16 protein-coding genes are annotated in these 22,309 nt (G+C 71.1%); 7 read left to right on the forward strand and 9 right to left on the reverse strand.

Going from position 1 to position 22,309, the window contains the following annotated elements; translation table 11 throughout:
* Positions 1-751 precede the first annotated feature (751 nt).
* The 4 genes from DEJ02_RS10945 to DEJ02_RS10960 all read right to left on the reverse strand — a co-directional run bounded on the left by DEJ02_RS10945 (position 752) and on the right by DEJ02_RS10960 (position 3,591).
* On the reverse strand, positions 752-961 hold the full coding sequence (locus DEJ02_RS10945) for a cold-shock protein (RefSeq protein ID WP_071405807.1): 210 nt from the start codon (positions 959-961) through the stop codon (positions 752-754).
* Between the two features lie 16 nt (positions 962-977).
* Positions 978-2,087, reverse strand: coding sequence for an acyl-CoA desaturase (locus tag DEJ02_RS10950; RefSeq protein ID WP_110864824.1), 1,110 nt, complete (start codon positions 2,085-2,087; stop codon positions 978-980).
* Between the two features lie 134 nt (positions 2,088-2,221).
* Positions 2,222-3,265, reverse strand: coding sequence for an AraC family transcriptional regulator (locus DEJ02_RS10955; RefSeq protein ID WP_111033096.1), 1,044 nt, complete (start codon positions 3,263-3,265; stop codon positions 2,222-2,224).
* Positions 3,259-3,591 (reverse strand): hypothetical protein, encoded by a 333-nt coding sequence (locus DEJ02_RS10960; RefSeq protein ID WP_111033097.1) that lies wholly within the window; start codon positions 3,589-3,591, stop codon positions 3,259-3,261. The genes DEJ02_RS10955 and DEJ02_RS10960 overlap by 7 nt, the downstream gene beginning before the upstream one ends.
* A 182-nt stretch (positions 3,592-3,773) precedes the next feature.
* On the opposite strand from DEJ02_RS10960, the gene DEJ02_RS10965 reads away from it, so the two are divergent.
* The 4 genes from DEJ02_RS10965 to DEJ02_RS10980 are packed head-to-tail and all read left to right on the forward strand — an operon-like array spanning position 3,774 to position 7,079.
* Positions 3,774-4,562: a helix-turn-helix transcriptional regulator gene (locus DEJ02_RS10965; protein ID WP_111033098.1), complete on the forward strand. Its 789-nt coding sequence runs from the start codon at positions 3,774-3,776 to the stop codon at positions 4,560-4,562.
* Positions 4,555-5,268: a GAF and ANTAR domain-containing protein gene (locus tag DEJ02_RS10970; protein ID WP_111033099.1), complete on the forward strand. Its 714-nt coding sequence runs from the start codon at positions 4,555-4,557 to the stop codon at positions 5,266-5,268. The genes DEJ02_RS10965 and DEJ02_RS10970 overlap by 8 nt, the downstream gene beginning before the upstream one ends.
* On the forward strand, positions 5,265-5,978 hold the full coding sequence (locus DEJ02_RS10975) for a GAF and ANTAR domain-containing protein (RefSeq protein ID WP_071405801.1): 714 nt from the start codon (positions 5,265-5,267) through the stop codon (positions 5,976-5,978). The genes DEJ02_RS10970 and DEJ02_RS10975 overlap by 4 nt, the downstream gene beginning before the upstream one ends.
* Positions 5,979-6,032: 54 nt before the next feature.
* On the forward strand, positions 6,033-7,079 hold the full coding sequence (locus DEJ02_RS10980; RefSeq protein WP_111033100.1) for a LacI family DNA-binding transcriptional regulator: 1,047 nt from the start codon (positions 6,033-6,035) through the stop codon (positions 7,077-7,079).
* Between the two features lie 71 nt (positions 7,080-7,150).
* Here the strand turns inward: DEJ02_RS10980 and DEJ02_RS10985 are convergent, their stop codons facing one another.
* From DEJ02_RS10985 to DEJ02_RS11000, 4 genes are read right to left on the reverse strand one after another with little or no spacing between them, the layout of a single operon-like run.
* Positions 7,151-9,652: a TIM-barrel domain-containing protein gene (locus tag DEJ02_RS10985; protein ID WP_111033101.1), complete on the reverse strand. Its 2,502-nt coding sequence runs from the start codon at positions 9,650-9,652 to the stop codon at positions 7,151-7,153.
* Between the two features lie 10 nt (positions 9,653-9,662).
* A complete protein-coding gene (locus DEJ02_RS10990) occupies positions 9,663-10,574 on the reverse strand; it encodes a carbohydrate ABC transporter permease (protein ID WP_111033102.1) in 912 nt (303 codons plus the stop codon).
* Complete coding sequence (locus DEJ02_RS10995; RefSeq protein WP_111033103.1) at positions 10,571-11,542, reverse strand: carbohydrate ABC transporter permease; 972 nt, start codon at positions 11,540-11,542, stop codon at positions 10,571-10,573. Before DEJ02_RS10995 ends, DEJ02_RS10990 begins: the two co-directional genes overlap by 4 nt.
* A 25-nt stretch (positions 11,543-11,567) precedes the next feature.
* Positions 11,568-12,839, reverse strand: coding sequence for an ABC transporter substrate-binding protein (locus tag DEJ02_RS11000; RefSeq protein WP_111033104.1), 1,272 nt, complete (start codon positions 12,837-12,839; stop codon positions 11,568-11,570).
* A gap of 365 nt (positions 12,840-13,204) precedes the next feature.
* Here DEJ02_RS11000 and DEJ02_RS11005 point away from each other — a divergent pair, with 365 nt between their 5' ends.
* Complete coding sequence (locus DEJ02_RS11005) at positions 13,205-13,489, forward strand: YrhK family protein (protein WP_111033105.1); 285 nt, start codon at positions 13,205-13,207, stop codon at positions 13,487-13,489.
* A 54-nt stretch (positions 13,490-13,543) separates the two neighbouring features.
* Positions 13,544-15,373: a BCCT family transporter gene (locus DEJ02_RS11010; RefSeq protein WP_258378721.1), complete on the forward strand. Its 1,830-nt coding sequence runs from the start codon at positions 13,544-13,546 to the stop codon at positions 15,371-15,373.
* Between the two features lie 156 nt (positions 15,374-15,529).
* Here the strand turns inward: DEJ02_RS11010 and DEJ02_RS11015 are convergent, their stop codons facing one another.
* Positions 15,530-16,684 carry a low temperature requirement protein A gene (locus tag DEJ02_RS11015; RefSeq protein WP_111033107.1) on the reverse strand — a complete coding sequence of 385 codons (1,155 nt, stop codon included), beginning with the start codon at positions 16,682-16,684 and terminating at the stop codon, positions 15,530-15,532.
* Positions 16,685-16,835: 151 nt separating this feature from the next.
* Between DEJ02_RS11015 and DEJ02_RS11020 the strand changes: the two genes are divergently transcribed.
* Positions 16,836-22,307 (forward strand): discoidin domain-containing protein, encoded by a 5,472-nt coding sequence (locus tag DEJ02_RS11020; RefSeq protein WP_111033108.1) that lies wholly within the window; start codon positions 16,836-16,838, stop codon positions 22,305-22,307.
* The last annotated feature ends 2 nt before the right edge of the window (positions 22,308-22,309 follow it).

The raw sequence follows: 22,309 nt of genomic DNA on the forward strand, positions 1-22,309 counted from the left end.
ACATCTCCGAAGACGCCGCCGGCCTGCTGAACAAGACCTTCGGCACCGACGCCGTCAAGCGCGGCCTCCTCGTCGGCACCGCCACCATCACCGCACAGATCAAGTAACACCCCGCACCACCACAATCGGCCCGGACCACGCAGCAGCGTGGCCCGGGCCGACTTGCGTCGCGCGTCGAGCAGAACCGGGCGTACCTGGCGGAACCGGGCATACCTGGCGGAACCGGGCGTACCTGCTGGAACCGGGCGTACCTGGCGGAAACGGGCGTACCTGGCGAGTTCTTTCGACCAGGTACGCCCGTTCTTGCAAACCAACACGCGCGCGATGGGAAAGAACGGGCGCACACGACGGACGGGAGGCCCAGTGCCAGCTGGCACCGGGCCTCCCGTCCGTCATGTGCGGACGCCGGGCCGGCGGCCGCCGTCATTACGGGCTGGGCGACACCTCACGTGCTCACGTCCGCGTGGTCTGTCGCTCAGCGCGAAACACAGCACAGCCGGCAGCTATGGACCGGGCGCAGGCGGCACGACGGCCGTGCCGGGAGGGATGGTGCCAGCTGGCACCGGGCCTCCCGTCCGTCATGTGGGTGCGCCGGCCGGCGGCTCCTGCCGAGACTCGGTTCCGCGGACAGGTTGCGGGTGCCGGGACGCGCGGTCTGTCCAGCGGAGCGAGGCTCGGCCAGCGACGGCGACGCGCACAACGAGCAACGCCCCGACCGGACCGGTCGGGGCGTTGCTCGTGGTGGTGCCGATCAGCGGATGATCGAGATGTTGTCCGCCTGCGGGCCCTTCTTGCCGGGCCCGATCTCGTACTGCACGTGGTCGTCCTGGGCGAGCGGCCGGGAGCCTGTCGCCGCGACGATGCTGGAGAAGTGCGCGAACAGGTCCTGGGACCCGTCGTCGGGGTGGATGAAGCCGAACCCCTTGCTGTGGTCGAACCACTTGACGGTGCCCGTGGGCATGGCGGTCAGCACGGCGTCAGTGGATGCGCAGCTGCGCGACCATGGGGCACGCGAAGGGATCGCGGGCGGCGAGGCCGACGCGGTTGAGGTACCGGACGACGATCCCGTACGAGCGCAGCAGCGTCGTCTCGGTGTACGGCACGTCGAGGGTGTCGCAGTGGTCACGCACCAGCAGGCGGGCCTGCTTCAGCGCCGGACGCGGCATCGACGGGAACAGGTGGTGCTCGACCTGGTAGTTCAGGCCACCCATCAGGAACGACACCCACCAGCCGCCACGGATGTTGCGCGAGGTGCGCACCTGGCGGGAGAAGAAGTCGACCTTCGCGTCGTGGGCGATGGTCGGCATGCCCTTGTGGTTCGGGGCGAACGAAGCACCCATCATCACGCCGAACACGGCCAGCTGCACCCCCAGGAACGCACACGCCATCCCGAACGGCAGGAACCAGAACACCACCGTCAGGTAGATCGCGAAACGGGCCACCAGCAGGGCGCCTTCGATGAGGCGGTGCTTCTTGTCGGCCTTGGTGCCGTTGCCGGTGACGATGGACATCACGGCGTAGCGGTGCAGGTTCAGGCCCTCGAGCGTGAGGAGGGGGAAGAAGAGCCACCCCTGGAAGCGCATGAAGGTCTTCATGGCGCCACCCTTGACGGCGGCGGCGTCCTCCGGCAGGAAGCGGATGCCGTCGGGGGCGATGTCGGGGTCCTTACCGACGGTGTTCGGGTTGCCGTGGTGGCGGGTGTGCTTGTTCATCCACCACGAGTAGCTGAGGCCCACGAGGAACGTGCCGAGCCAGCGGCCCGCACGGTCGTTCCACTTCTGGGACTCGAACACCTGACGGTGCGCGGCCTCGTGCGACAGGAACGCGAACTGCGTGAACAGCACGCCCAGCGCGCCGGCCACGATGAGCTGGAACCACGAGTCGCCGAGGAACGCGAACGCGACCCAGGTGAGGGCGAGGCTGCCGACGAGTGCGCCGAACAGTGCCCAGTAGAAACCGGTACGACGGCGCAGGAGGCCGTTCTCCTTCACCTGCGCCAGGAGCGCGGAGTAGGTCGAGGTGCCCTTGCGGGCCCCCGTAGCGGGACGAGTGCGGGTGTAACCCGGAGCGAGCGGAGTGGTGGTCATGTGGACCGCCTTCCGGTACGGATCGGTCCTTCAACCGGTTCGAGGGAGTTCACGCGATTGCGCTTGCGGCGACCCTAGGGGCCGAACTTGCGTGTTCACCGTGGTGTCCAGAACACGTTGCGCAGTGCTCGAACTCAGCCCGCGTGGCGCTCCGGACCGTCGGCGCACCGATCGGACGATGCGCGCAACGTCTGCCCCGGGTACTCCCCGAACCGACGGAAGTACGTGCCCGAGAACCGCCCCAGGTGCCGGAAGCCCCAGGCCATCGCGGCCTCGCTCACACTGGTCTCGTGCCGGCTGCTGGACTCCAGTGCCGCGCGCACCCGGTCGAGCCGCATCTGCAGCAGGAACGTCATCGGCGAGACACCGTGTTCCCGCATGAAGGCCGTCTGCAGGGTCCGCGGACTCACGCCCACGGCGTCGCAGATGTCGGCGAGGCACAGCATCCGCTCGCAGTGTCCGTCGAGGTAGGCCTCGGCGAGCTCGACCGTCGACGGCGTCACCGCACGGCGGAGGACCGCGGATGTCCGCACGCCGAAGGCTCCGACCACGGCTTCGACCAGCGCGACCTGGGCGGCGCTCCGAGTGCCCGAGGTGAACCCGTCGCGGGTCGCGGTGACCGCCACCTGCTCGACGCACCGGCGCAGGTGTTCGAGGGCCGCGACGGCGGGCTCGGCGCCCCGGGTCGGCAGGTCGGGCGCTGCTGCTCCCAGCGACGAACACACCTGGTCGAGGAGCGTCCGGTCGATGCTCACGAGCTGCAGCGTGCCCTTCGGGGCGTGCACGGAGAACTCCCCCGACGTCGGCATCAGGACGGGCGTGCCGGGTCGGGTCTCGAGGACGACGCCGTCCTCGACGGCGATGCGGACACCGCCGGTGCTCGACCACCCGACGACGATGCGGTCGAGGGGCTCGAAGACCCCGGAGAAGCCGGAGGTCGCCGACGCTGTGACGAGACTCACGCAACCGTCGCGGCGGGTCCGGTAGCGGAACCGGAACGGCAGCCGGAAGGCGTCGTCCTCGACGTCGAAGCGCACGTCTCGACCGTGCCCGGCCTGGGCGAGCACGCGCGCGGCGAAGGTGCGGTCGGTCCCGGATCGTTCGGTGCGCCGGCGCCGGTCGTCGATCCGCGCGGTGACGGTCCGGGCGGCGTCGGTCCCGTGGACCGCGGTCAGCACGGTGCCTCGTCGACGGGCTGTCCGCAGCGGTGTTCGAACCAGGCGCGGGCGTCCTGCAGGCTCGCGCGCCGGTCGTGCTCGTGCAGCGTCGCCATGAGCGTGCAGTCGAAACCGTCCACCGTGCGCTCGATGAAGCCGAGGAGCATGTCGGGGTCGCCCCAGGCGGCCGCCGCGTCGACGACGCGCCAGCACCCGGCGTCGACCGGCTGGACGCGGATGTCCGTCGGGTCCGTCGCGGCGAGCGCACGGATCCGATCGGTGTGGACGATCTGCTGCCAGACGGCGGCCTCGGTCATCACGGTCGTGGATCCCTGGCGGTGTCCCATCGCGCCTCCCTGTCGGTTCGATGTGGCGCACTGCTCCACCGCAGTGCGCGAGACACTTTCAGTATCGGCAGGACGATTCCGGTCATGTCAGGGGTTGACTTCGTACCGCGCAAGGTGGATCATCCGTCGCCTCGATCGGTGCCCTGGGAGCGCGCCATCGGCGGGTCCCGTACGGTCGGCGCATGAGCGACGGGAGCAGCGCGACCCAGGACGGCCCGCCCCGACTCTCGCGTGCGGTCCGGGATGCGATGCGGTTCGTCCACGAGCAGGCTGCGACCCACATCACCGTCGCCGACGTCGCCGCGGCCGTGCAGCTGTCGCCGCGGAGCCTGCAGAAGCGGTTCCAGGCCGAGATCGGGCAGTCCCCGGGAACCTTCCTGCGCGCCGTGCGCCTGGAGGGGGTCCGTCGCGACCTGCAGGAAGCCTCCGGTGCGCCGGACCGGCGGACGATCGCGGAGATCGCCGAACGCTGGCAGTTCAGCAACGCGGGCCGGATGGCTGCGGCGTTCCGTGCGGCGTACGGCATCGCGCCCTCGTCGGCGCTGCGGTCCTTCGTTCCCGAGGACGACGAGGACGGCGCACCGAGCCTGTCGGACCGGAGCCAGCGACGCTTCCGCCTGGTGCTCGACTGCGAGGTCGACGTCGACGACGCGAAGGCGGTGCTCGCCGGTGCCCTGCAACGCGCGGGGGCCGGTCCGTGGCGTGATTACCGGCCGGACGGCGGCAGCGAGGACCTGATGGCGTTCCTGCTCGGCAACGCGGTGCGGACGGTGGTCCGTGAGACCTCCGGCGTGACGCTGGTGGCCCTGGACGCGATGCTCCGGGTGCAGGACGAGCAGGGGTCGTACCCGCCCGCAGAGCTGCCGGCCTGGCGCGCCGGCCCACCGCCGAACGTGCCTGCGCCGTCCGGATCGTCCGACACCGACCAGCGCGTAGGATCGAGAGACGGCAGGGAAGGCGCCCATGGATGACGCATTCGAGCGTGCACTCCGTGCGCTCCGGTCGGCGGAGATCGCCGACGACGAACTCAGTCGGCCGTTCGCGCTCGCGCTGCCGATGGGCGGTGTCTCGATCTCCACGTTCGGTGAACTGTGCCCGAGCGAGACCGTGTCCGCGTCGGACGAGGTCGCCACCCGCGTCGACGAGATCCAGTTCGACCTGTCCGAGGGACCCTGCTGGACCGCGCTCGCGACCGATGCCCCGGTGCTGGAGACGGATCTCGTGCAGCGCCCGAACGCCGCGTGGCCCGCCTTCAACGATGCAGTTCGGAGCGAACCCGTCGGCGCGGTCTTCGCGTTCCCGGTCGCCTTCGGGCCGTTCCCGCTCGGCGCGGTCGACGTGTACGTGCCGGAGCCCGCGACGATCGAGGACGACACCGTGCGGCAGGCCATGACCCTCGCCTCGGCCGTCAGCCGCCGGGTCCTGCGCCGGGCGCTCCGCTCCATCGCGGACGAGGACGACGCCCTGCTCGACCGCAGCCCGTCGTCGCGGCGCGTGGTGCACCAGGCCACCGGGGTCGTGCTCGCGCAGCTCGACATCAGCCCCGAGGACGCCTACCTGCTGCTGCAGGGCCACGCCTTCGCCCGCCGGACGACGATGCGGCGGGTGGCGGAGGAGATCCTCGACGGCACGGTCCGGTTCGAGAAGCGAGGCGACCTGATCGAGGAGGTCCAGTGACGACGGCAGGCAGAGAAGCCCGGATCCTCGAGACGTTCACGTCGCTCGCCGACACCCTGGTGGACGCCTACGACGTCGTGGAACTGCTGCAGACCCTGGTCGAGACGTGCGCCGACGTGCTCGGCATCGACGCCGCGGGCATCCTGCTGGCGAACGACGACCAGGAGCTCGAGGTCGTGGCCTCCACCTCCGAGGCGACCCGTCTCGTCGAGGTGCTGCAGCTCGATGCCGAGGCCGGCCCCTGCATGACCTCGTTCGCGACCGGACGGGTCGTGACGTGCCCGGACATCGAGGTCGCCCCGGCGGAGTGGGCGATGTTCCGCACGGGTGCGCTCGCGCTCGGGTTCCGGTCCGTGCACGCCGTCCCGCTCCGGCTGGGGAGCAACGTCATCGGCACGCTCAACCTGTTCGGGGCCGGCGTCGGTGCCCTCGCGGAGTCGGACCTGCGCGTCGCCCGGGCCCTGGCGGACGTGGCCACGATCGGCATCCTGCACGAACGGTCGCTGCGCGAGCACGAGGTCGTCCGCGCGCAGCTGCAGCGGACCATCGGGTCACGCGAGGTCATCGAGCAGGCCAAGGGCGTCGTGTCGTACCTGCGCGGTGTCTCGATCGAGGACGCCTTCGCGGTGATCCGTGGGTACGCGCTCGAGCACCACGAGCCGCTCTCCGAGGTCGCCCGCGCGATCGTGCAGCGCCGACTCGTCCCCTGACGAGCCCGGCCGGTCCGCCGGGTCCGGTGCCCCTCCGCCCGCTACGGTGAGCGGATGGGCAAGGTCACGCTGCAGGACGTCGCCGCGCACGCCGGCGTCTCGATGAAGACCGTGTCCAACGTAGTCCGCGGCTACCAGCACGTCAGCGACCCGATGCGCAGCCGGGTGCAGGCCGCGATCGACGAGCTGGGCTACCGCCCGAACGTCTCGGGGCGGTCCCTGGCGACCGGACGCTCGAACATGCTCGCCTTCGCGTTCCCCGACCTGCGGCGTCCGTACTTCGCCGAACTGGCCCACGTGTTCTCGCGGGTGTGTGCCGACCGCGGCTACCAGCTCCTGCTCGAGGAGACCGGCGGCGACCCCGACGGTGAACGCTCGGCGGTGCGGGGACGCGAGGCCGGTGTGGTCGACGGGGTCGTGATCCACCCGCAGGTGCTCACGCCCGAGGCGATCGACCGGATCCGCGGGGACACCGCCGTGGTGTTCCTCGGCGAGGACGTCCGGCCCCCGCACGCCGACCAGGTCGTCATCGACAACGCCGGGGCCGCCACCGAGGCCGTCGCGCACCTCGTGGCGCTCGGCTGCCGCCGCATCGGGTTCTTCGGGCACGAGACCGGCCCGTCGTCGCGCACGTCCGGACTGCGTCTGGACGGCTACCGCGCCGGACTCGTCGCCGCGGGCCTGTCGCTCGACGACGCGCTGCTGGTCCCCCGCGAGGTCGGTGACGCCGCCGGCGCCGAGGTCGCCTTCGGCGCCGCGCTCGACGCCGGACTCCGCGTCGACGGTCTGCTCTGCCGCGACGACCTGGCCGCGCTCGGGGCGCTCCGGGCGATGCGCCTGCGCGGACTGGACGCCCCCGGCGACGTCGCCGTCGTCGGGTGGGACGCGGTCGGCCTCGGGTCGAGCCTGGTGCCGAGCCTGACCTCCGTCGCGCCCGACACGGTCGCCCTCGCAGACACCGCACTCGACCTGCTGGTCGAGCGGATGGACGGCTCCGACGTGCCGGGCCGGCTGGTCACGGTCGGCCACCGCTTGCTCGTCGGGGAGAGCGCGCCGTACGCGGACGGCACGTCGGACCGGGCGGCGCACCAGGGCGCGTGAAGGGCGGACGGGAGGCACGGCGCGCGCCCGGCCACGAGCCTCCAGTCCGCCTTTTCCCCCGTCGCGTGCCGTCAGCGGCCTGCGGGAGCCGACTCCCCCGGGTGCACGCTGCCGAGCAGCTCGACGACGACGTCCCGCAGGGCGTCGGGCAGGCCGACGGTGCCGAGCTCGACGATGCGGTCCGCACGCGGCAGGTCCTTCGCCACGACCTCCCACGCCTCGAGCTTCTCCGGGTTGCCGGCCTGCGCGCCCTCGAGGACCCGCCGCACGGCCTCCCGTGCGTCGACACCGACGACCGGAGCGCCGACCAGCGTGACCGATCCGCCCGACGCCGAGTCGACGGACACGTCGACCGAGAACCGGTCGGCCGAGCGTGCCGAAGTCGGTTGCCCGTCGGCCGGTACGGCGAGGAACGTGATCCGCCAGTCGCGGTGGGCGGGGACGACGTCGAGGGCCCCGGTGGTGGCGTGCACCCGGAACTCGGCGTGCTCTGGATCCCAGGTCAGGCGGGTCCGGGCGGTGCGGCTGCCCTCGCCCTCGTGGTCCTCGACCAGGGTGAACTCGCCGGGCGCACCCGGTGCGACGAGGACCTCGAACGCCGTCGGGTTGACGGTGGCGTCGAGCTGGTCCTCCGCGGCGAGCGGCAGGACCCCACCGGCGCGCAGCAGGACCGGCACCGCGTCGAGCGTGCGGTGCAGGTCGACGAACCGGTCACCCGCGTACACCGTGCCGGTGAAGACGTCGGTCCAGGTGCCCGGCGGCAGCCAGCCCCGGGCGACCCCGTGCCGGCTGACCGGGTCGCGCGGTGCCACGATCGGGGCGACGAGCAGCTCCGAGCCGAACGCGTAGGTGTTCGGCACCCGGTACGCCTCGTCGCGGCGCGGCTCCAGGTGGTAGAGCGGCCGGACCAGCGCGGTGCCCTCGGCGGTGCCGTGGTTCATCGTGTGCAGGTACGGCACCAGGCGGTGACGGAAGCGGAGCGCCTCCCCCATCGCGGCACGGGCCTCGGCCGGGAACACCCACGGCTCCTTGCGGATGAACGGGTTGTTCGCGGAGTGCAGGCGCATGATCGGCGAGAACACCCCGAACTGCACCCAGCGGGTGGCGAGCTCGTCGTCGCGGACGCCGCGGGTGTGGCCGCCGATGTCGTGGCTCCACCAGGGGTAGCCGATGTTCGCGGCGGTGGCGGTGAACTCGGGCTGGAACGCCAGGGACGCCCACGACACGACGGCGTCGCCGGAGAACCCGACGGCGTACCGGTGGCTGCCGGGCCCGGCGTAGCGCGAGAAGGTCATGCCGTCGACGGGGGCCGGGACTGCGGTTGTGTCGGTGTTGGTGTCCGCGGTGGTGTCCGCGGTCGTGTCGGCGGTTGCGTCGCCGGACGCCGCGTGTCGCGCCGAGTCGAGCAGGTGGAAGTGGTTGAGCAGCCACAGCGGGTCCACACCGGGCAGCCCGGTCTCACGACCCTGCTGCCAGTCGATCCACCAGAAGTCGACGCCCTGCTCCTCGAGTGGGCGGTGCAGCTGCTCGAAGTAGGCCTGCAGGAACCGCCGGTCCGTCGGGTCGAACGGGATCGGCTGCTCGGTCTCCGGATCGACGCCCATCGCCCGGGCCACCGCGGGGTAGGCGTCCTCGAACGCCCGCACGCCGTCGGCCGGGTGCAGGTTCAGCGTCGTGCGCATCCCCCGGCGGTGGAGCTCGGCGAGGAAGGCCTCGGGATCCGGGAACAGCGACGGCTCCCACGAGTACCCCGTCCAGCCGTTGCCGAAGCGTGGCGGGACCGAGTCCACCCGGTGCCAGTCCATGTCGATGACGGCGACCGAGAACGGCAGGTGTTCGTCGGCGAAGCGGTCCAGCAGCTCGAGGTACGAGGTGTCGCTGTACGGGTGGTACCGGCTCCACCAGTTGCCGAGTGCCCACCGCGGCATCCGTGAGGGCGGCCCGGAGACGGCGTGGTACGTGCGGAGCGCGGCGTCGTAGTCGCGGCCGTACGCGAAGACCGTGACGTCGCGGCGCCCGGGGACCCGTGTGCCGATCCAACCATCGTCGGCGAACAGGAACGACTCGCTGTCGTCGAGCGCGGTGATGCCGTCGCGGGCCAGGATCCCCGGTTCGAGCGGCATCCGGCCGTCGACGTCGTCGAGGGTGCGACCGGTGCCGCCGAGGTCGCGCGGCTCCTGCCCCCAGCGCCAGCGGTTGGCGTCGGGGCCGGTGGTCTCGACCACCAGGCCGCTCGGGCTGAAGGGGCGGCCGTCGTAGCGCAGGCGGGCGCGGTCGGTGGTGACGACGACACCGGCGGCGGCGGTGCCGTCGGCGGCGGTGCGCTCCACGGTGAACGCCGGCACCGGCAGGCGACGGCGCATCGCGAAGGTCGACGCGCGGTCCTCGAACCCGCCGTCGTCGCTCCACTCGATGCGGAACGCCCCGGCGTCGAGCACGGTGATGCGCCAGTGGTCGCCGGTGACGACGGCTGCGGGGTCGGCGACCGGGTCCGACCCCGGGAACGGACGGATGGTGGGGAGGACCGCGCCGGTGGTGCCGGTGGTGCTGGTGCGGGTGGTGCTGCTGCTCACGTGGTGCCTCTCAGCTCTTGACCGCGCCCTGCGTCACGCCGCTGATGACCCAGCGCTGCGCGAACAGGTAGACGATGATCGTGGGCGCCATCGCCATCAGGTACGAGGCGAAGGCGACGTTGTAGTTGGTGCCGAACTGACTCTGGAAGATGTTCTGCACCACGGGCAGGGTCTGCAACCCCGGATCCGCCGTGATGAGCGACGGCATCATGAAGTCGTTCCACGATGCCAGGAACGCGAAGATACCGACCGTCGCGTTCATCGGGCCGAGGAGCGGCAGGATGATCCGCCAGAAGATCTGCCACGTGGACGCCCCGTCGATGCGGGCGCTCTCCTCGAGTTCGACCGGGATCGACCGCAGGTACGCCGAGTAGAGCAGCACGCTGAACGACAGTTGGAACATGGCGTGCAGGATCCCGACGCCGACCGGGTTGTCGAGGCCGATCTCGGCGGTCAGCTTGATCTGCGGCAGTGCCACCACCGGGAACGGCAGGAACATCGCCGCGAGCAGGTAGACGAACGAGTACCGGAAGAACCGCTTGTGCCAGTTCCGGACGATCGCGTACGAGGCGAACGAGCTGAGCAGCAGCGTGGCGACGACGGTGAGCGCCGCGACGCCCAGGGACACCGAGAAGGACACCGGGAACCGGGTCAGCTGCCAGGCCTCGGCGAACGAGCCCGGGTTGAACGGGAACGGCAGCGAGAGCGCGTTGCCGTCGACGGACTGCTCGGTGGTCTTGAACGCCATCGAGAGCGTCACGTACAGCGGGATCAGCACGGTCAGCGACGCGAGGCCGAGGACCACGGTCAGCGTCCAGTTCGTGCCGCCCAGTCGTCGGCGGGGGCCACGGCCGGAACGTCCGCCGCCGCCGGTGGTCACGGCGCGGGTGTCGGTCGGGGGTCGGGTGTCGATGGCGGTCATGCGAGTCGCAGGTTCCTTCCGCGGGTCGCCGCGAGCTGCAGCACGGAGATGAGGACGGTGATGATGAAGAACACGGTCGCGTTCGCCATCTGGTAGGCGTAGTCGCCGCCGGTGAAGCCGCCGAAGATGGTCATCGCGACGCTGCTCGTCGCGCTGCCGGGGCCGCCGTTGGTCAGACCGACGATCACGTCGTAGGCGCCGAGGTAGCCCTTCACGCCGAGCACGGTGTTGATGACGATGAAGCCGCCGAGCAGCGGGAGCGTGATCGAGCGGAGCTGCTTCCAGCCGGTCGCGCCGTCGAGCGCACTGGCCTCGTACAGCTCCTCGGGGATGGACGTCAGGCCCGCCGTGTAGATGAGGAGCGCGCCGGGCACGGTCTGCCAGGCGGACACGATCACGATCGCCAGCCAGGCGAGGTTCGGGTCGCCGAGGATGCTCTGCTCGAGCGGGCCGAAGCCGACGCTCGTGGCCAGGGCCGGCACGGTGTTCGAGAACAGGAAGTTGAACACGTAGGCGACGATGATCCCCGAGATCACCATCGGGATGACGAACACCGACCGCAACCCGGCGGCGAACCGGATCTTCTTCGCCAGGGCGATCGCCAGGGACAGCGCGACGACCTGCGTGACGACGACGGTGACGGCCGCGAAGCCGAGCGTGAAGCCGTACGACGCCAGGATCGCCGGGTCGGAGACGAGCGCCTTGTAGTTCTCGACGCCGATGAAGTCCCACTGCCCGAACCCGAGGTAGTCGGTGAAGCTGTAGAAGACGCCGACGCAGGCGGGGGCGACGACGAACGCCGTGAACAGCACGAGGGCCGGCACGAGGAACAGGTAGTACATGCCCTCCGTGCGGCTGAGTGAACCGACACCGCGGGAACCCACACGCCGGTGCGTGCGGGCTGCGTCGGTCGCCGGTCCGGAGGTGTCCGGGTCGGTGTCGCGGGAGAGCGGGGTCTGCATGGTCATGGTGACTCCTGTGTCCTGGTCCGGCTCAGACCGTCGCGGAACGGCCGGCGAGCCGCCGCCAGTCCGAGTCGAGCCGCTGCAGCATCGAGGTGAAGTCCCCGCTCCGGATCGCCGACTGCAGGTAGTTGCCGAGCGGGATCGACGTGGGGATGAAGGTGCCGGCGCCCTGGTAGAACGCCGCGTCGTCGACGTACTGCTGCAGGCCGGCGAGGCGCTCGTCCTGCTGCGGGGGTGCGTCGATGCGGGGCGAGTACGCCAGGTTGTCGCGGTTGTAGGCGTCGATGACCTCGGGCTGCATGAGGAACTCGACGAGCTCCTTCGCCTGCTCCGGGTGCTCGGACGCCGTGGGGATCCAGAGCCCGAGGTCGATGTTGACCCGGGCCTTGCGGTCGGCCGGGTCGTTCGACACCGGCAGGGCGAAGGTGCCGACGGGCAGCTTGTCGTCGATCAGCGCGATCTGCCCGAGCGCCCACGGGCCCTGCAGGTACATCGCCGCCTCGCCCTTGCCGAACGCCAGGTTGCCGTCGGCGTAGGCCCGGGTGGCGTGGTCGCGGTTGAAGAACGACGAGATGGTCTTCGCCCGCTCCATCGGCACCGCGAAGTCCTGCTCGAACGACACCTCGGAGTCTGGGCCGACGTCGGCGCCGAGGGCCTTCATCTTGCGGAAGAACGAGCCGGTGTCGACGAGGCTGCCCACCGAGTAGTCGAACAGGCCCTGCCAGAGCGTCCAGGTGTCCCGGTCGGTGGCGTAGATCGGCGTGATGCCGGCCCTCTGCAGCGTCCGGCAGACCTCGACGAACTCGTCCCACGTCGTCGGGACCGGCAGGTCGTGCTCGGCGAAGATCCGCTTGTTGTAGATCACCCCGGCCGCCGCGAGCGAGTACGGCAGCACGCTCGTGCGGTCCTCGAACTTCGCGTACTGGTTCGTCAGGGTGTCGATGTCCGGTCGGACCCGCGCCGCCGACGGCAGGTCACTGAGGTCGCTGAGCACGCCGCGCGAGATGTACCGCGCCAGCTCGAGGTTGTCGTTGAAGCACCCGACGTCCGCCGGTTCGCCGCGGACGAACTGCGGGGCGATGGCCGCCGTGCTGTCGTGCACGACCGACAAGCCGGCGTGCTCCCCCTCGAACTTCCGCAGCAGCTTGTCGAAGTACGCGATGACCTCCTGCTTCTGTTCGTAGAAGCGGAGCGTCGTGGCACCACCGGCGGCACGCCCCGGGGTCGCGCACCCGGCGAGCGCCATCGTGCCGAGTGCGATGCCACCGGCCGCGCCCGCGAGGAACCCCCGCCGGCTCACCGCCGCCTGGAGTGTTGCGGTCCTGCTTCCCACCATCGGGTCTCTCCCTCGTCGCGCATCGTCGCGCAGGCTCCTGTTTACAGCGCTGTAAAGCGTACGTCAACGTTGTAATCGCATGTGGCAGTGGTCAGTGCGCCCCACGGACGGGAGGCACGGCGCCAGCCCGCCCCGCGCCTCCCGTCCGCCGTGCAGCGCGTCCACGGACGCGCGCCGCCACTTGGTGCGAGGTTGCGCACTCCGTGCGAGGGCCGGAGCGCCGCACGGAATGCGGAACCTCGCACGGGGCGTGCCGCACGCATGACGCGAGCACGGCCGCGCGCCGCCGCGCCCGGACGGACACGGCACGGAGCTGGCAGGATCGTCTGATGGCTGAGGACGAACGGGACATCGCACTCCGGGTGGGGCACGAGGAGCTCCGCATCCGCGGGGTCTACGAGACCATCAGCATCATCAACGACGTGATGGTGGCGCTCTGGTTCATCGTCGGCAGCGTCCTCTTCTTCTCCGAGAGCACCACGACGGCCGGCACCTGGCTGTTCCTGACCGGGAGCATCCAGCTGCTCATCCGTCCCGTCATCCGGCTGTCGCGGAGACTGCACCTGGGTCGGGTCGGCCGGGGGAACCCCACGGAGTCCGCGCGCGATTTCTGAACCACGACACGCCTGGGCGAACACACAGGAACGCGAGCAGGCACCATGGACTGCATGGCAAGCACCACTCCTCCCCTGCCCGGACCCGTGACCACGACACCGCAGTTGCGGCGGTGGGTGTTCTGGCCCGCCGCCGTCATCGTACTGGGGTTCGTGGCGTTCACCTTGATCTCCCCCTCGACCGCCGAGGCGCTGTTCCTCGGTCTGCAGGACGGGATCGTCAAGAACTTCAGCTGGTACTACGTGCTGATCGCTGCGTTCTTCGTCGGCTTCTCGCTGTTCGTCGGCTTCAGCCGCTTCGGTGACATCAAGCTCGGCAAGGACCAGGACGAGCCCGAGTTCTCGACCGGTTCCTGGTTCGCACTGCTCTTCGCCGCCGGCATGGGCATCGGTCTCGTGTTCTACGGCGTCTCCGAGCCCCTCAGCCACTTCGCCTCCCCGCGCCCCGGCGTCACCGGGAACGAGAAGGAACTCGCGCAGCAGGCACTGACCCAGACGTTCCTGCACTGGGGCCTGCACGCGTGGGCGATCTACGTCGTCCTCGGCCTGGCCCTGGCGTACGCGATCCACCGTCGGGGTCGCCCGGTGTCGATCCGCTGGGCCCTCGAGCCGCTGCTCGGCAACCGCGTCCGCGGTGGCTGGGGCAACCTGATCGACGTCATCGCCCTGGTCGGCACGCTGTTCGGCGTCGCGACCTCGCTCGGCCTCGGCGTCATCCAGATCGGTGCCGGACTCGAGAGCGCCGGCATCGCCGACAGCAGCATCGTCAGCCAGATCGCGATCATCGCGGTGATCACCGCCGTCACGATCGTCTCGCTCGTCACCGGCGTGACCAAGGGCATGAAGATCCTGTCGAACTTCAACCTGCTGCTCGCCGCCGCACTGCTGCTGTTCGTGCTCATCGTCGGCCCGACGCAGTTCCTGCTCCGCGACTTCGTGCAATCGATCGGCTCCTACCTGCAGAACATCGTCGGCCTGTCGTTCAACGTCACCGCGCAGCAGGGCGCCGAGGGCGAGGCCTGGCAGGGCGCCTGGACCACCTTCTACTGGGGCTGGTGGATGTCGTGGGCGCCGTTCGTCGGTGTCTTCATCGCCCGTATCTCCAAGGGCCGCACGGTCCGCCAGTTCGTGTTCGGCGTCCTGCTGGTGCCGACCGCGCTCACCTTCCTGTGGTTCGCCGTCCTCGGTGGCACCGCGATCCACCGCCAGACCGATGGCTCGGGTGGCCTGATCGGCTCGGACGGCTCGGTCGACATCGAGGGGTCACTGTTCGCGGTCCTCGGTGACCTGCCCGCCGGCATGGTCCTGACCTACGGCGCGATCCTGCTCATCGGCGTGTTCTTCGTGACCTCGTCGGACTCCGGGTCGCTCGTGATGGCGATGATCGCGTCGGGCGGTGACATCGAGCCGAAGAACTGGCTGCGGGTCTTCTTCGCCGGTGTCGCTGCGATGCTCGCCGTCGCCCTGCTGCTCAGCGGTGGACTGAACGCCCTGAAGACGGCGGCGATCACGACCGCGTTGCCGTTCAGCATCGTCCTGCTGCTCACCTGTTGGTCGACGATCATCGCCTTCACCCGCGAGCGCCGTGCCTACGACAAGGCCGAGCGCGAGGTGCTGCTCGAGCACGTCGGCGCCTACTACGGCCTCGAGGTCGAGGCGCCGACCGAGCGTCCGGCACGGTCCGGCCTCGGCCGTCCGTGGGCCGCGGTGAAGAACCGTGTGCGCGGCGGCCGCGGAACCGCGGCCCCGACGGTGGGCGCGGGAGCGCTCGAGGACTTCCCGGTGCGGCCCGAGTCGATCTCGGCCGACCCTGCGGTCGACCCGAGCCTCGACGCGCGACCGGCAGCGGACGACGGGCCCGCGACGGAGCAGCCGGAGCGCTGACGGGCGGCGCGCGCGGTGTGGTGCGAGGTCCCGTAGTCGGTGCGACGAACGTGCCCTCGCACCGGAGACGGAACCGCGCACGGGCGGTCGACGCGACCACCTGACGGACGGGAGGCACGGTGCCAGCTGGCACCGTGCCTCCCGTCCGTCAGTGCGTCAGGTCTCGGTCCGTGCGGACGCGACCTCGAGGGTCACGACGACCGCCACCACGGCGAGCGCCGTGACCGGCAGCGACACCGCCGGCACCGCGATCGACGCGAGGACCACGAGCACCAGGGCCACCACGACGGCGTTGGCCCGTGCCGACAGCGACGGCCGGATCGCGAGCGCCCAGATCGACAGCACGAACACCGCGACCGGCACCGCGACGGTCGCGGCGACCGAGGCGGACGACAGCGCGACGTGTCCGGCGTCGGCGCTGACCGCGACCTCGATGCCGGCGGGCAGGGCACCGGCGGCGGCGAAGACGAAGTAGTGGCCGTAGCCGAACACGAGCGCGGTCGGCAGCGAGCGGATGTGCGCGTGCTGCTCGCGGGAGAAGTAGATCCACCACATGCCGACGGTGATCACCAGCCCGCACCCTGCGAGCGCCAGCAGGGCCCCGAGGTGCTCGGTGTGCGCGAGAGCGTCGATCACCGCACCGGCCGAGGCCACCAGCCCCTCGCCCAGGACGATGAGGGTGAACAGGGAGAACCGCTCGGCCAGGTGCCGGGTGTGCCACGGGGCCGTCCCCGTCGAGGTCTGCGCCCAGATCGGCACCGACAGCTCGGCGAGCACGAGGAACGGTGCGGCGTACCCCCAGACGTCGTCGGGCAGGGCCAGGGAGACCACCCAGAGCACCTGCACGACGGTGACGCCGACGGCGTGCAGGGTCGCTGTCCGCCGGTACCGGGTGGAGGACGCGGCGGCGCGGATCCACTGCCCGACCAGGGCCAGCCGCATGACGACGTAGCCGATGACGCCGATCGTGAAGTCGTTCTCGACCATGGCCGCGTGCACCCCGGCGGCGAGGACGAGCACCCCGGCCATCTGCACGAAGGTCATCGCCCGGTAGAGCCAGTCGTCGGTGTCGAACGACGTGGCGAACCAGGTGAAGTTCATCCACGCCCACCAGATCGAGAAGAACACCAGCCCGTAGGCCAGGACGGCGGAGGCGACGTGTCCCTCGAGCTCGATCTCGTGCAGGTTCGTCGCGGCGAAGCCGACCGCGACGACGAACACCAGGTCGAACAGGAGCTCCAGCGGGCTCGCGGCCCGGTGTCGCTGGTCGGGGTCGCGCGGCACCATCCGGCGCAGTCCGATGGTCGGCATGGGGCCAACGGTAGGGCATCCCCAGAACGCGGACTGCTGACGGCGGGACCGGCCCTGCCGATCTGTCCTTGTGCAGGCCCCGCACCACCAGACCCAGCCCGTCTCGGCCGTGTACGTCGTGTCCGGCCGAACCCCTCCGACAGGAGTCCCGGTGACCTCACCGCGTCCCGCCGTCCGTCCCAGGTCGTTCCGCCGAGCGGCCGTCAGCGCCACCGCCGGCGCACTGACCGCCGCCACGCTGCTCGCGTTCGCCGTCACCCCGGCGCACGCCGCGACCTCGGACACCCCGCGCTCACCGGCCGATCCGACCGCTGCGGTGGCCGCACCACAGGAACAGCCTGGAGGCTCGTCCCGCGTCGGTCCCGCCGCGGACGGCGTGCAGGTGGGTTCCGGCTCCTACGCGCCGGCCCCGCCGGACGAGATCACGGACATCGCCGACGTGCGGAAGACGCTGGACCAGCGGCTGTACATCGACCCGTCGAAGGCCGGCGAGCCGGTGCCGACGAACCAGTGGTGGACGGACCTGCTGGTCAGCAAGTACTCCGGCGACATGTGGGCGTACCCGTTCGTCTCGTCGAACAGTGCCGCGGGCACGAAGCTCACGATCCCGACGCGGTGGAACAGCGACGGCACGGCGATGCGCCTGGAGTCCCCCGTGACGGTGGGCGGGACGGTGGAGCCGACCCCCGACGCGAGCGACCGCACCCTCGCCGACTTCGAGGACGGCCTGCCCGACGGCTGGACCGCGACCGGTGACGCCTTCACCGCCACCGCCACCGGGACGGCCGCCGGGCAGAGCACGGTCTCCGGGTGGCTCGGCGGACGCTTCCTGAACTCGTTCAGCGACGAGGACGGCGACGGCGCGACCGGCACGCTCACGTCGCCGGCGTTCACGATCGACCGTTCGACCCTGGCGTTCCTGGTCGGCGGTGGCCGGCACCCCGACCACGAAGCCGTGCAGCTCCTGGTCGACGGCGACGTCGTGGCGAGCAGCACCGGGACGGACAGCGAACAGCTGCGCTGGGACAGCTGGGACGTCTCCGCCCACCGAGGGCAGTCCGCGCAGCTGCGGATCGTCGATGACCTGCGTGCCGGGTGGGCACACGTGCTGGTCGACCAGGTCCTGCTCACCGACGCCCCGGACGGCCTCGCTGACCGCTTCGCGACCACGTTCCGGGCGAAGCAGGCCGATGCGCTCCGCTGGGGCGACTGGAACGTCAGCTGGCGGATGCCGCAGGACGGCCCGGGCGGACAGTACATGGACGTCACGAGCGTGCAGGGTTCGCCGTACGAGTGGTTCGAGTTCCACGGCATGACCCCGCGCCTCACCCTGCAGGACGGTGCCGAGATCACCGACGGAGACGGCGAACCGCTCGACCTGCCGGTGACGACGGACCGGTTCGAGATCCGCCAGGACGGCCACGTCTTCGGCGTGCACGCCCCCGACGGGACGACCTTCACCCGGGTCGGCAACGCGCTGGAGGCCTCGTCGGGCACGCCCTACCTGGTGCTCAGCGCGGTGCCCGAGCATGGCCTTTCTCTGGACGACCTGCACCGCACCGCCTTCGCGGTCCCCCGTGACACGACGATGACGTACTCGTACGACGCGGCGGCGGCGAACGTCCGCCAGCAGTGGTCGATCCGCACCGACACGCTGCAGGGCGACAACCACGACACCGTGCAGGGCTGGCTGCAGCACCAGTACGCCGACGCCACCACGAACCTGCGCTTCACCGGCGCCACCTACGAGACCCCGCGCGGCACCATGCGGACCACCGTCGGCCACGACGGCTGGACCCTGGACTACGCGTTCACGGGCATCACGCCGATCGGTGCCACGCCCGAGGCGGTCGGCGACGACCCGTACTCCGAGGAGGTCATGCGCGAGTACCTGCACGAGTACGCCGCGAAGACGACGTACGGCGGGGACACCTACTGGGGCGGCAAGGACGTCCTGCAGCTCGCCGAGTACATGACGATCGCGCGGCAGATCGGTGCCACCGAGGACGCCCGGACGCTGCAGGACACCCTCGAACGCGCCCTGACCGACTGGTACACGTACACGGACGGCGAAGCGGAGCACTTCTTCGCGATGTACCCGACGTGGAAGGCCCTGATCGGGTTCGCCGACTCGTACGGGTCGGCCCAGTTCAACGACAACCACTTCCACTACGGGTACTTCGCCGTCGCGACCGCCATGCTCGGCCGGGTCGACCACGAGTGGGCCGCGAAGTACCAGGGCATGGCGACACTCGTGGCGAAGCAGTACGCGAACTGGGACCGCGACGACGCCCGGTTCCCGCACATGCGCACGTTCGGCGTCTGGGAGGGCCGGTCGAACGCCGGCGGTGTGTCGTCACCCGGCGGCAACAACCAGGAGTCGTCGTCCGAGGCGATCCAGTCCGAGGCGGGGCTCTTCCTGCTCGGCTCGGTCCTCGGCGACGAGGAGATGCAGGCCGCCGGTGCGGTGCAGTACGTCACCGAGCGCGCGGCCGTCCGCGACTACTGGCAGAACGTCCGCGGCAACCCCGCCTCGGCGTCGTACGACGGCAACGGCGCGTTCCCGGACGAGTACGAGCACGGGCAGGCGGGGATCCTGTTCGACTCCGGGCAGGCCCACGCGACGTACTTCTCCGGCGACCCCGCCTGGATCTCCGGCATCCAGTGGATGCCGATCGCCCCGTGGTTCGACTACTTCGGCTGGGACCCGGGCTTCTCGAAGGCCCTGATGCGCGAGATGATGGCCGCCCGCCCGGAGTCCATCGGGCAGGCCGGGGTCAGGGACGGCAACGCGGCACGCATCCAGATGCTCACGAAGAAGTGGTGGGGCGTCGGCAGCTACGGCGACGTGAAGATCACCCGCGACCGCCCGGCCGCGATCGGTGAGCTGCAGGACGCGATCCGTGCGGTCGAGACGAACCACCCCGGGTACGTCACCCGGCGAACCGCGGCGAACCCCCTGTACGACCCGGCCACCGACACCCTGCTGGTGAGCGTGGACGACGACGGACGGGTGGTGTTCCCCGACCGGTACTGGACCCCGGAGAACCTGCCCGACTCGCTGGTGCCCTCCGAGCTCGACGGTCCCACCGCCGACCGGAAGCCCCAGGACTGGCCGACGCCGTCCCCGCTGATGCCGTTCCTGGTGGACGACTTCCGCGCCGACACCGCGACCATCGACCAGCTGTACGGCGTCGACCTCACCGACCACACCCCGGGCGAGGACACCGAGCACGCCGCGCGGGTGTTCAGCGGCATGGGTGACGCCCTCGGCAACGTCGTGCTCGGGTTCCTCGGGCAGTACGACCCGGACACCTACGCCGACGTGCACGCCGCACTGTGGGCGGCCGACGACCCGGCCGTGACCGGACAGTCGATGGCCGGCCTCGTCTACCACCAGGCGATGTCGAACCGGACCGTCGGCACCGAGGTCACCGACCGGCACACCTCGGACCCGCTCAGCCAGGTGTTCCGCGCACCGGACGGCACGATCAGCTACGTGCTCGACAACCCCGACACCGTGCAGCACACGTACGACGTCTACGAGGGCACCGAGGTGATCGGCCAGATCGCGGTCCCGGCGCAGACGCAGATCACGTCGCACCTGGACGCGCGGCTCACCGAGGTGGTCGTCAGCACCGAGGGCGCCCCGAAGACGATCGTCCCCGGTGCGACCACGACCTTCACCGCGACCGGCTACGACCAGTACGGCGCCACCGTCGCCCTGGACGACGTCACCTGGTCGACCGACACCGGCACGATCAGCGCCGAGGGCGTCCACCGCGCATCGGAGCGCGCGGAGCAGGCGACGGTCACCGCCACGATCGGCGGCGTGCACGGGTCGTACGCCTTCCGGGTCGCACCGGCACCGGTCCTCACCGGGTTCGACGTCACGCCCGGTTTCGGCCGGCTCGTCGTCGGGACGCCACAGCGGTTCCGTGCCGCCGGCCACGACCAGTACGGCGACCCGGCGGCCCTGCCTGCCGACGTCGCCTGGTCGTACACCGGTGCCGGAAGCGCCGGGAACGACGGCATCGTGACGACCACCGCCGCGGGCTCCGGGTACGTCGTCGCGACCGGTGGCGGTGTCGAGGGCTCGGCGGTCGTCGCCTCGGTGATGTCGATCCCCGACGCCGCAGCGGGTGCCGACGTCGACGCGAGCTCCTCGGACGGCGGGAACGTCGCCGGGAAGGCCGTCGACGGGGACCGCAGCACCCGGTGGGAGAGCGCGCACGGTGTGGACGAGGTCGACTACACGATCGACCTCGGGCGGCTGACCGACGTCGACACCGTGCGGGTGGACTGGGAGAACGCGGCCGCCGCACGGTACGTGCTGCAGGTCAGGGACACCGCCGACGGCCCCTGGCGCGACGTGCGGACCGTCGACAAGACCACCGCCGACGCGGACACGGTGTCCGTGGGCGCGACCGCCCGGTTCGTGCGCCTGCACCTGACCGATCGCCTCACCGGGTACGGGTACTCCATCTGGGAGGTGCACGTGTCCGGCACCCCGGCGGCCTCGACCGTCGACGTCGAGGACGTCCTCGTCGCGCCGCGCAACGCGACCGTCCGCACCGGTGACACGGTCCGGATGGCGGCCTACGGATTCGACCGCCACGGGTTCGGCGGGCGGCTCGCCGCGGACCGCCCGGAGTGGGCCGTCGACGGCGGCGGAAGTGTCGAACCGGGCGGCGTCGTCACCGCAGCGACCGAGGGCGGCGTGACCGCGACGGTCACGGCCACCGTGCCAGGAGCATCCGGGACGGCCACCGTCACGACCCTCGACGAGGCGACCGACGGTGACGACGACGGCGGAACGGCACCCGCCCGCGCTCGCGACATTGCCGCCGGCAAGCCCGTCACCACCTCGTCGGACGAGCGCAGTGACCTGTCCGGCGGCAACGCGGTCGACGGCGACGCCCGGACCCGGTGGGCGAGCGCAGCACGTGACGGCGAGTGGGTGGCCGTCGACCTCGGGCAGGTCGTGCCGATCGACCAGGTGCAGCTCGACTGGGAGGCCGCGTGGGCCGAGGCCTACCGCGTCCAGGTCCGCGACGACGAAGACGCCCCCTGGCGGACCGTCGCGGAAGAAGCCCACGGGACCGGCGGCGAGGTGATCCACCGGTTGGAGGGCGACGACGTCACCGGCCGCTGGGTCCGGGTCGTCGCAGACCGCCGGCACACCGCGTTCGGTGTCTCCCTCTGGGACCTCCGCGTCACCTCGACGCAGGGCGAACCGACGCCGGACCTGGCACGACGGGCGACCGTGTCGTCATCGGCCGACGAGGGCGACGGCGTCCCCGCACGGAACGCCGTGGACGGCGACCCGGGATCGCGCTGGGCGAGCGGGCACACCGACGACCAGTGGCTCGCCGTCGACCTCCGCGCACCGCAGCGCCTGCACGGCGCGGTGCTCCGGTGGGAGGACGCCTTCGGACGCTCCTACCGGATCGAGGCGCGGAACGCGGGCGACGACGGGTGGACGACGCTCGCCACCGAGACCGACGGTGACGGCGGGACCGACCGGCACGCCCTGGACGGCTCGTGGCGGTACGTCCGCGTGCACGGTGTCGAACGGGCGACCCCGTACGGCTACTCGCTGTACGACCTCGAGATCCGGTAGCC

The sequence above is a fragment of the Curtobacterium sp. MCLR17_042 genome (assembly GCF_003234695.1).
GTDB lineage: Bacteria > Actinomycetota > Actinomycetes > Actinomycetales > Microbacteriaceae > Curtobacterium > Curtobacterium flaccumfaciens.

What these genes read in the sequence shown, in the direction of transcription:
- DEJ02_RS11015 (WP_111033107.1), bottom strand. Translation starts at nt 16,684, where the DNA reads ATGCCGACCATCGGACTGCGCCGGATGGTGCCGCGCGACCCCGACCAG.
- DEJ02_RS10980 (WP_111033100.1), top strand. Translation starts at nt 6,033, where the DNA reads ATGGGCAAGGTCACGCTGCAGGACGTCGCCGCGCACGCCGGCGTCTCG.
- DEJ02_RS10995 (WP_111033103.1), bottom strand. Translation starts at nt 11,542, where the DNA reads ATGACCATGCAGACCCCGCTCTCCCGCGACACCGACCCGGACACCTCC.
- DEJ02_RS10950 (WP_110864824.1), bottom strand. Translation starts at nt 2,087, where the DNA reads ATGACCACCACTCCGCTCGCTCCGGGTTACACCCGCACTCGTCCCGCT.
- DEJ02_RS11005 (WP_111033105.1), top strand. Translation starts at nt 13,205, where the DNA reads ATGGCTGAGGACGAACGGGACATCGCACTCCGGGTGGGGCACGAGGAG.
- DEJ02_RS10990 (WP_111033102.1), bottom strand. Translation starts at nt 10,574, where the DNA reads ATGACCGCCATCGACACCCGACCCCCGACCGACACCCGCGCCGTGACC.
- DEJ02_RS11010 (WP_258378721.1), top strand. Translation starts at nt 13,544, where the DNA reads ATGGCAAGCACCACTCCTCCCCTGCCCGGACCCGTGACCACGACACCG.
- DEJ02_RS10945 (WP_071405807.1), bottom strand. Translation starts at nt 961, where the DNA reads ATGCCCACGGGCACCGTCAAGTGGTTCGACCACAGCAAGGGGTTCGGC.
- DEJ02_RS10960 (WP_111033097.1), bottom strand. Translation starts at nt 3,591, where the DNA reads ATGGGACACCGCCAGGGATCCACGACCGTGATGACCGAGGCCGCCGTC.
- DEJ02_RS10965 (WP_111033098.1), top strand. Translation starts at nt 3,774, where the DNA reads ATGAGCGACGGGAGCAGCGCGACCCAGGACGGCCCGCCCCGACTCTCG.
- DEJ02_RS10970 (WP_111033099.1), top strand. Translation starts at nt 4,555, where the DNA reads ATGGATGACGCATTCGAGCGTGCACTCCGTGCGCTCCGGTCGGCGGAG.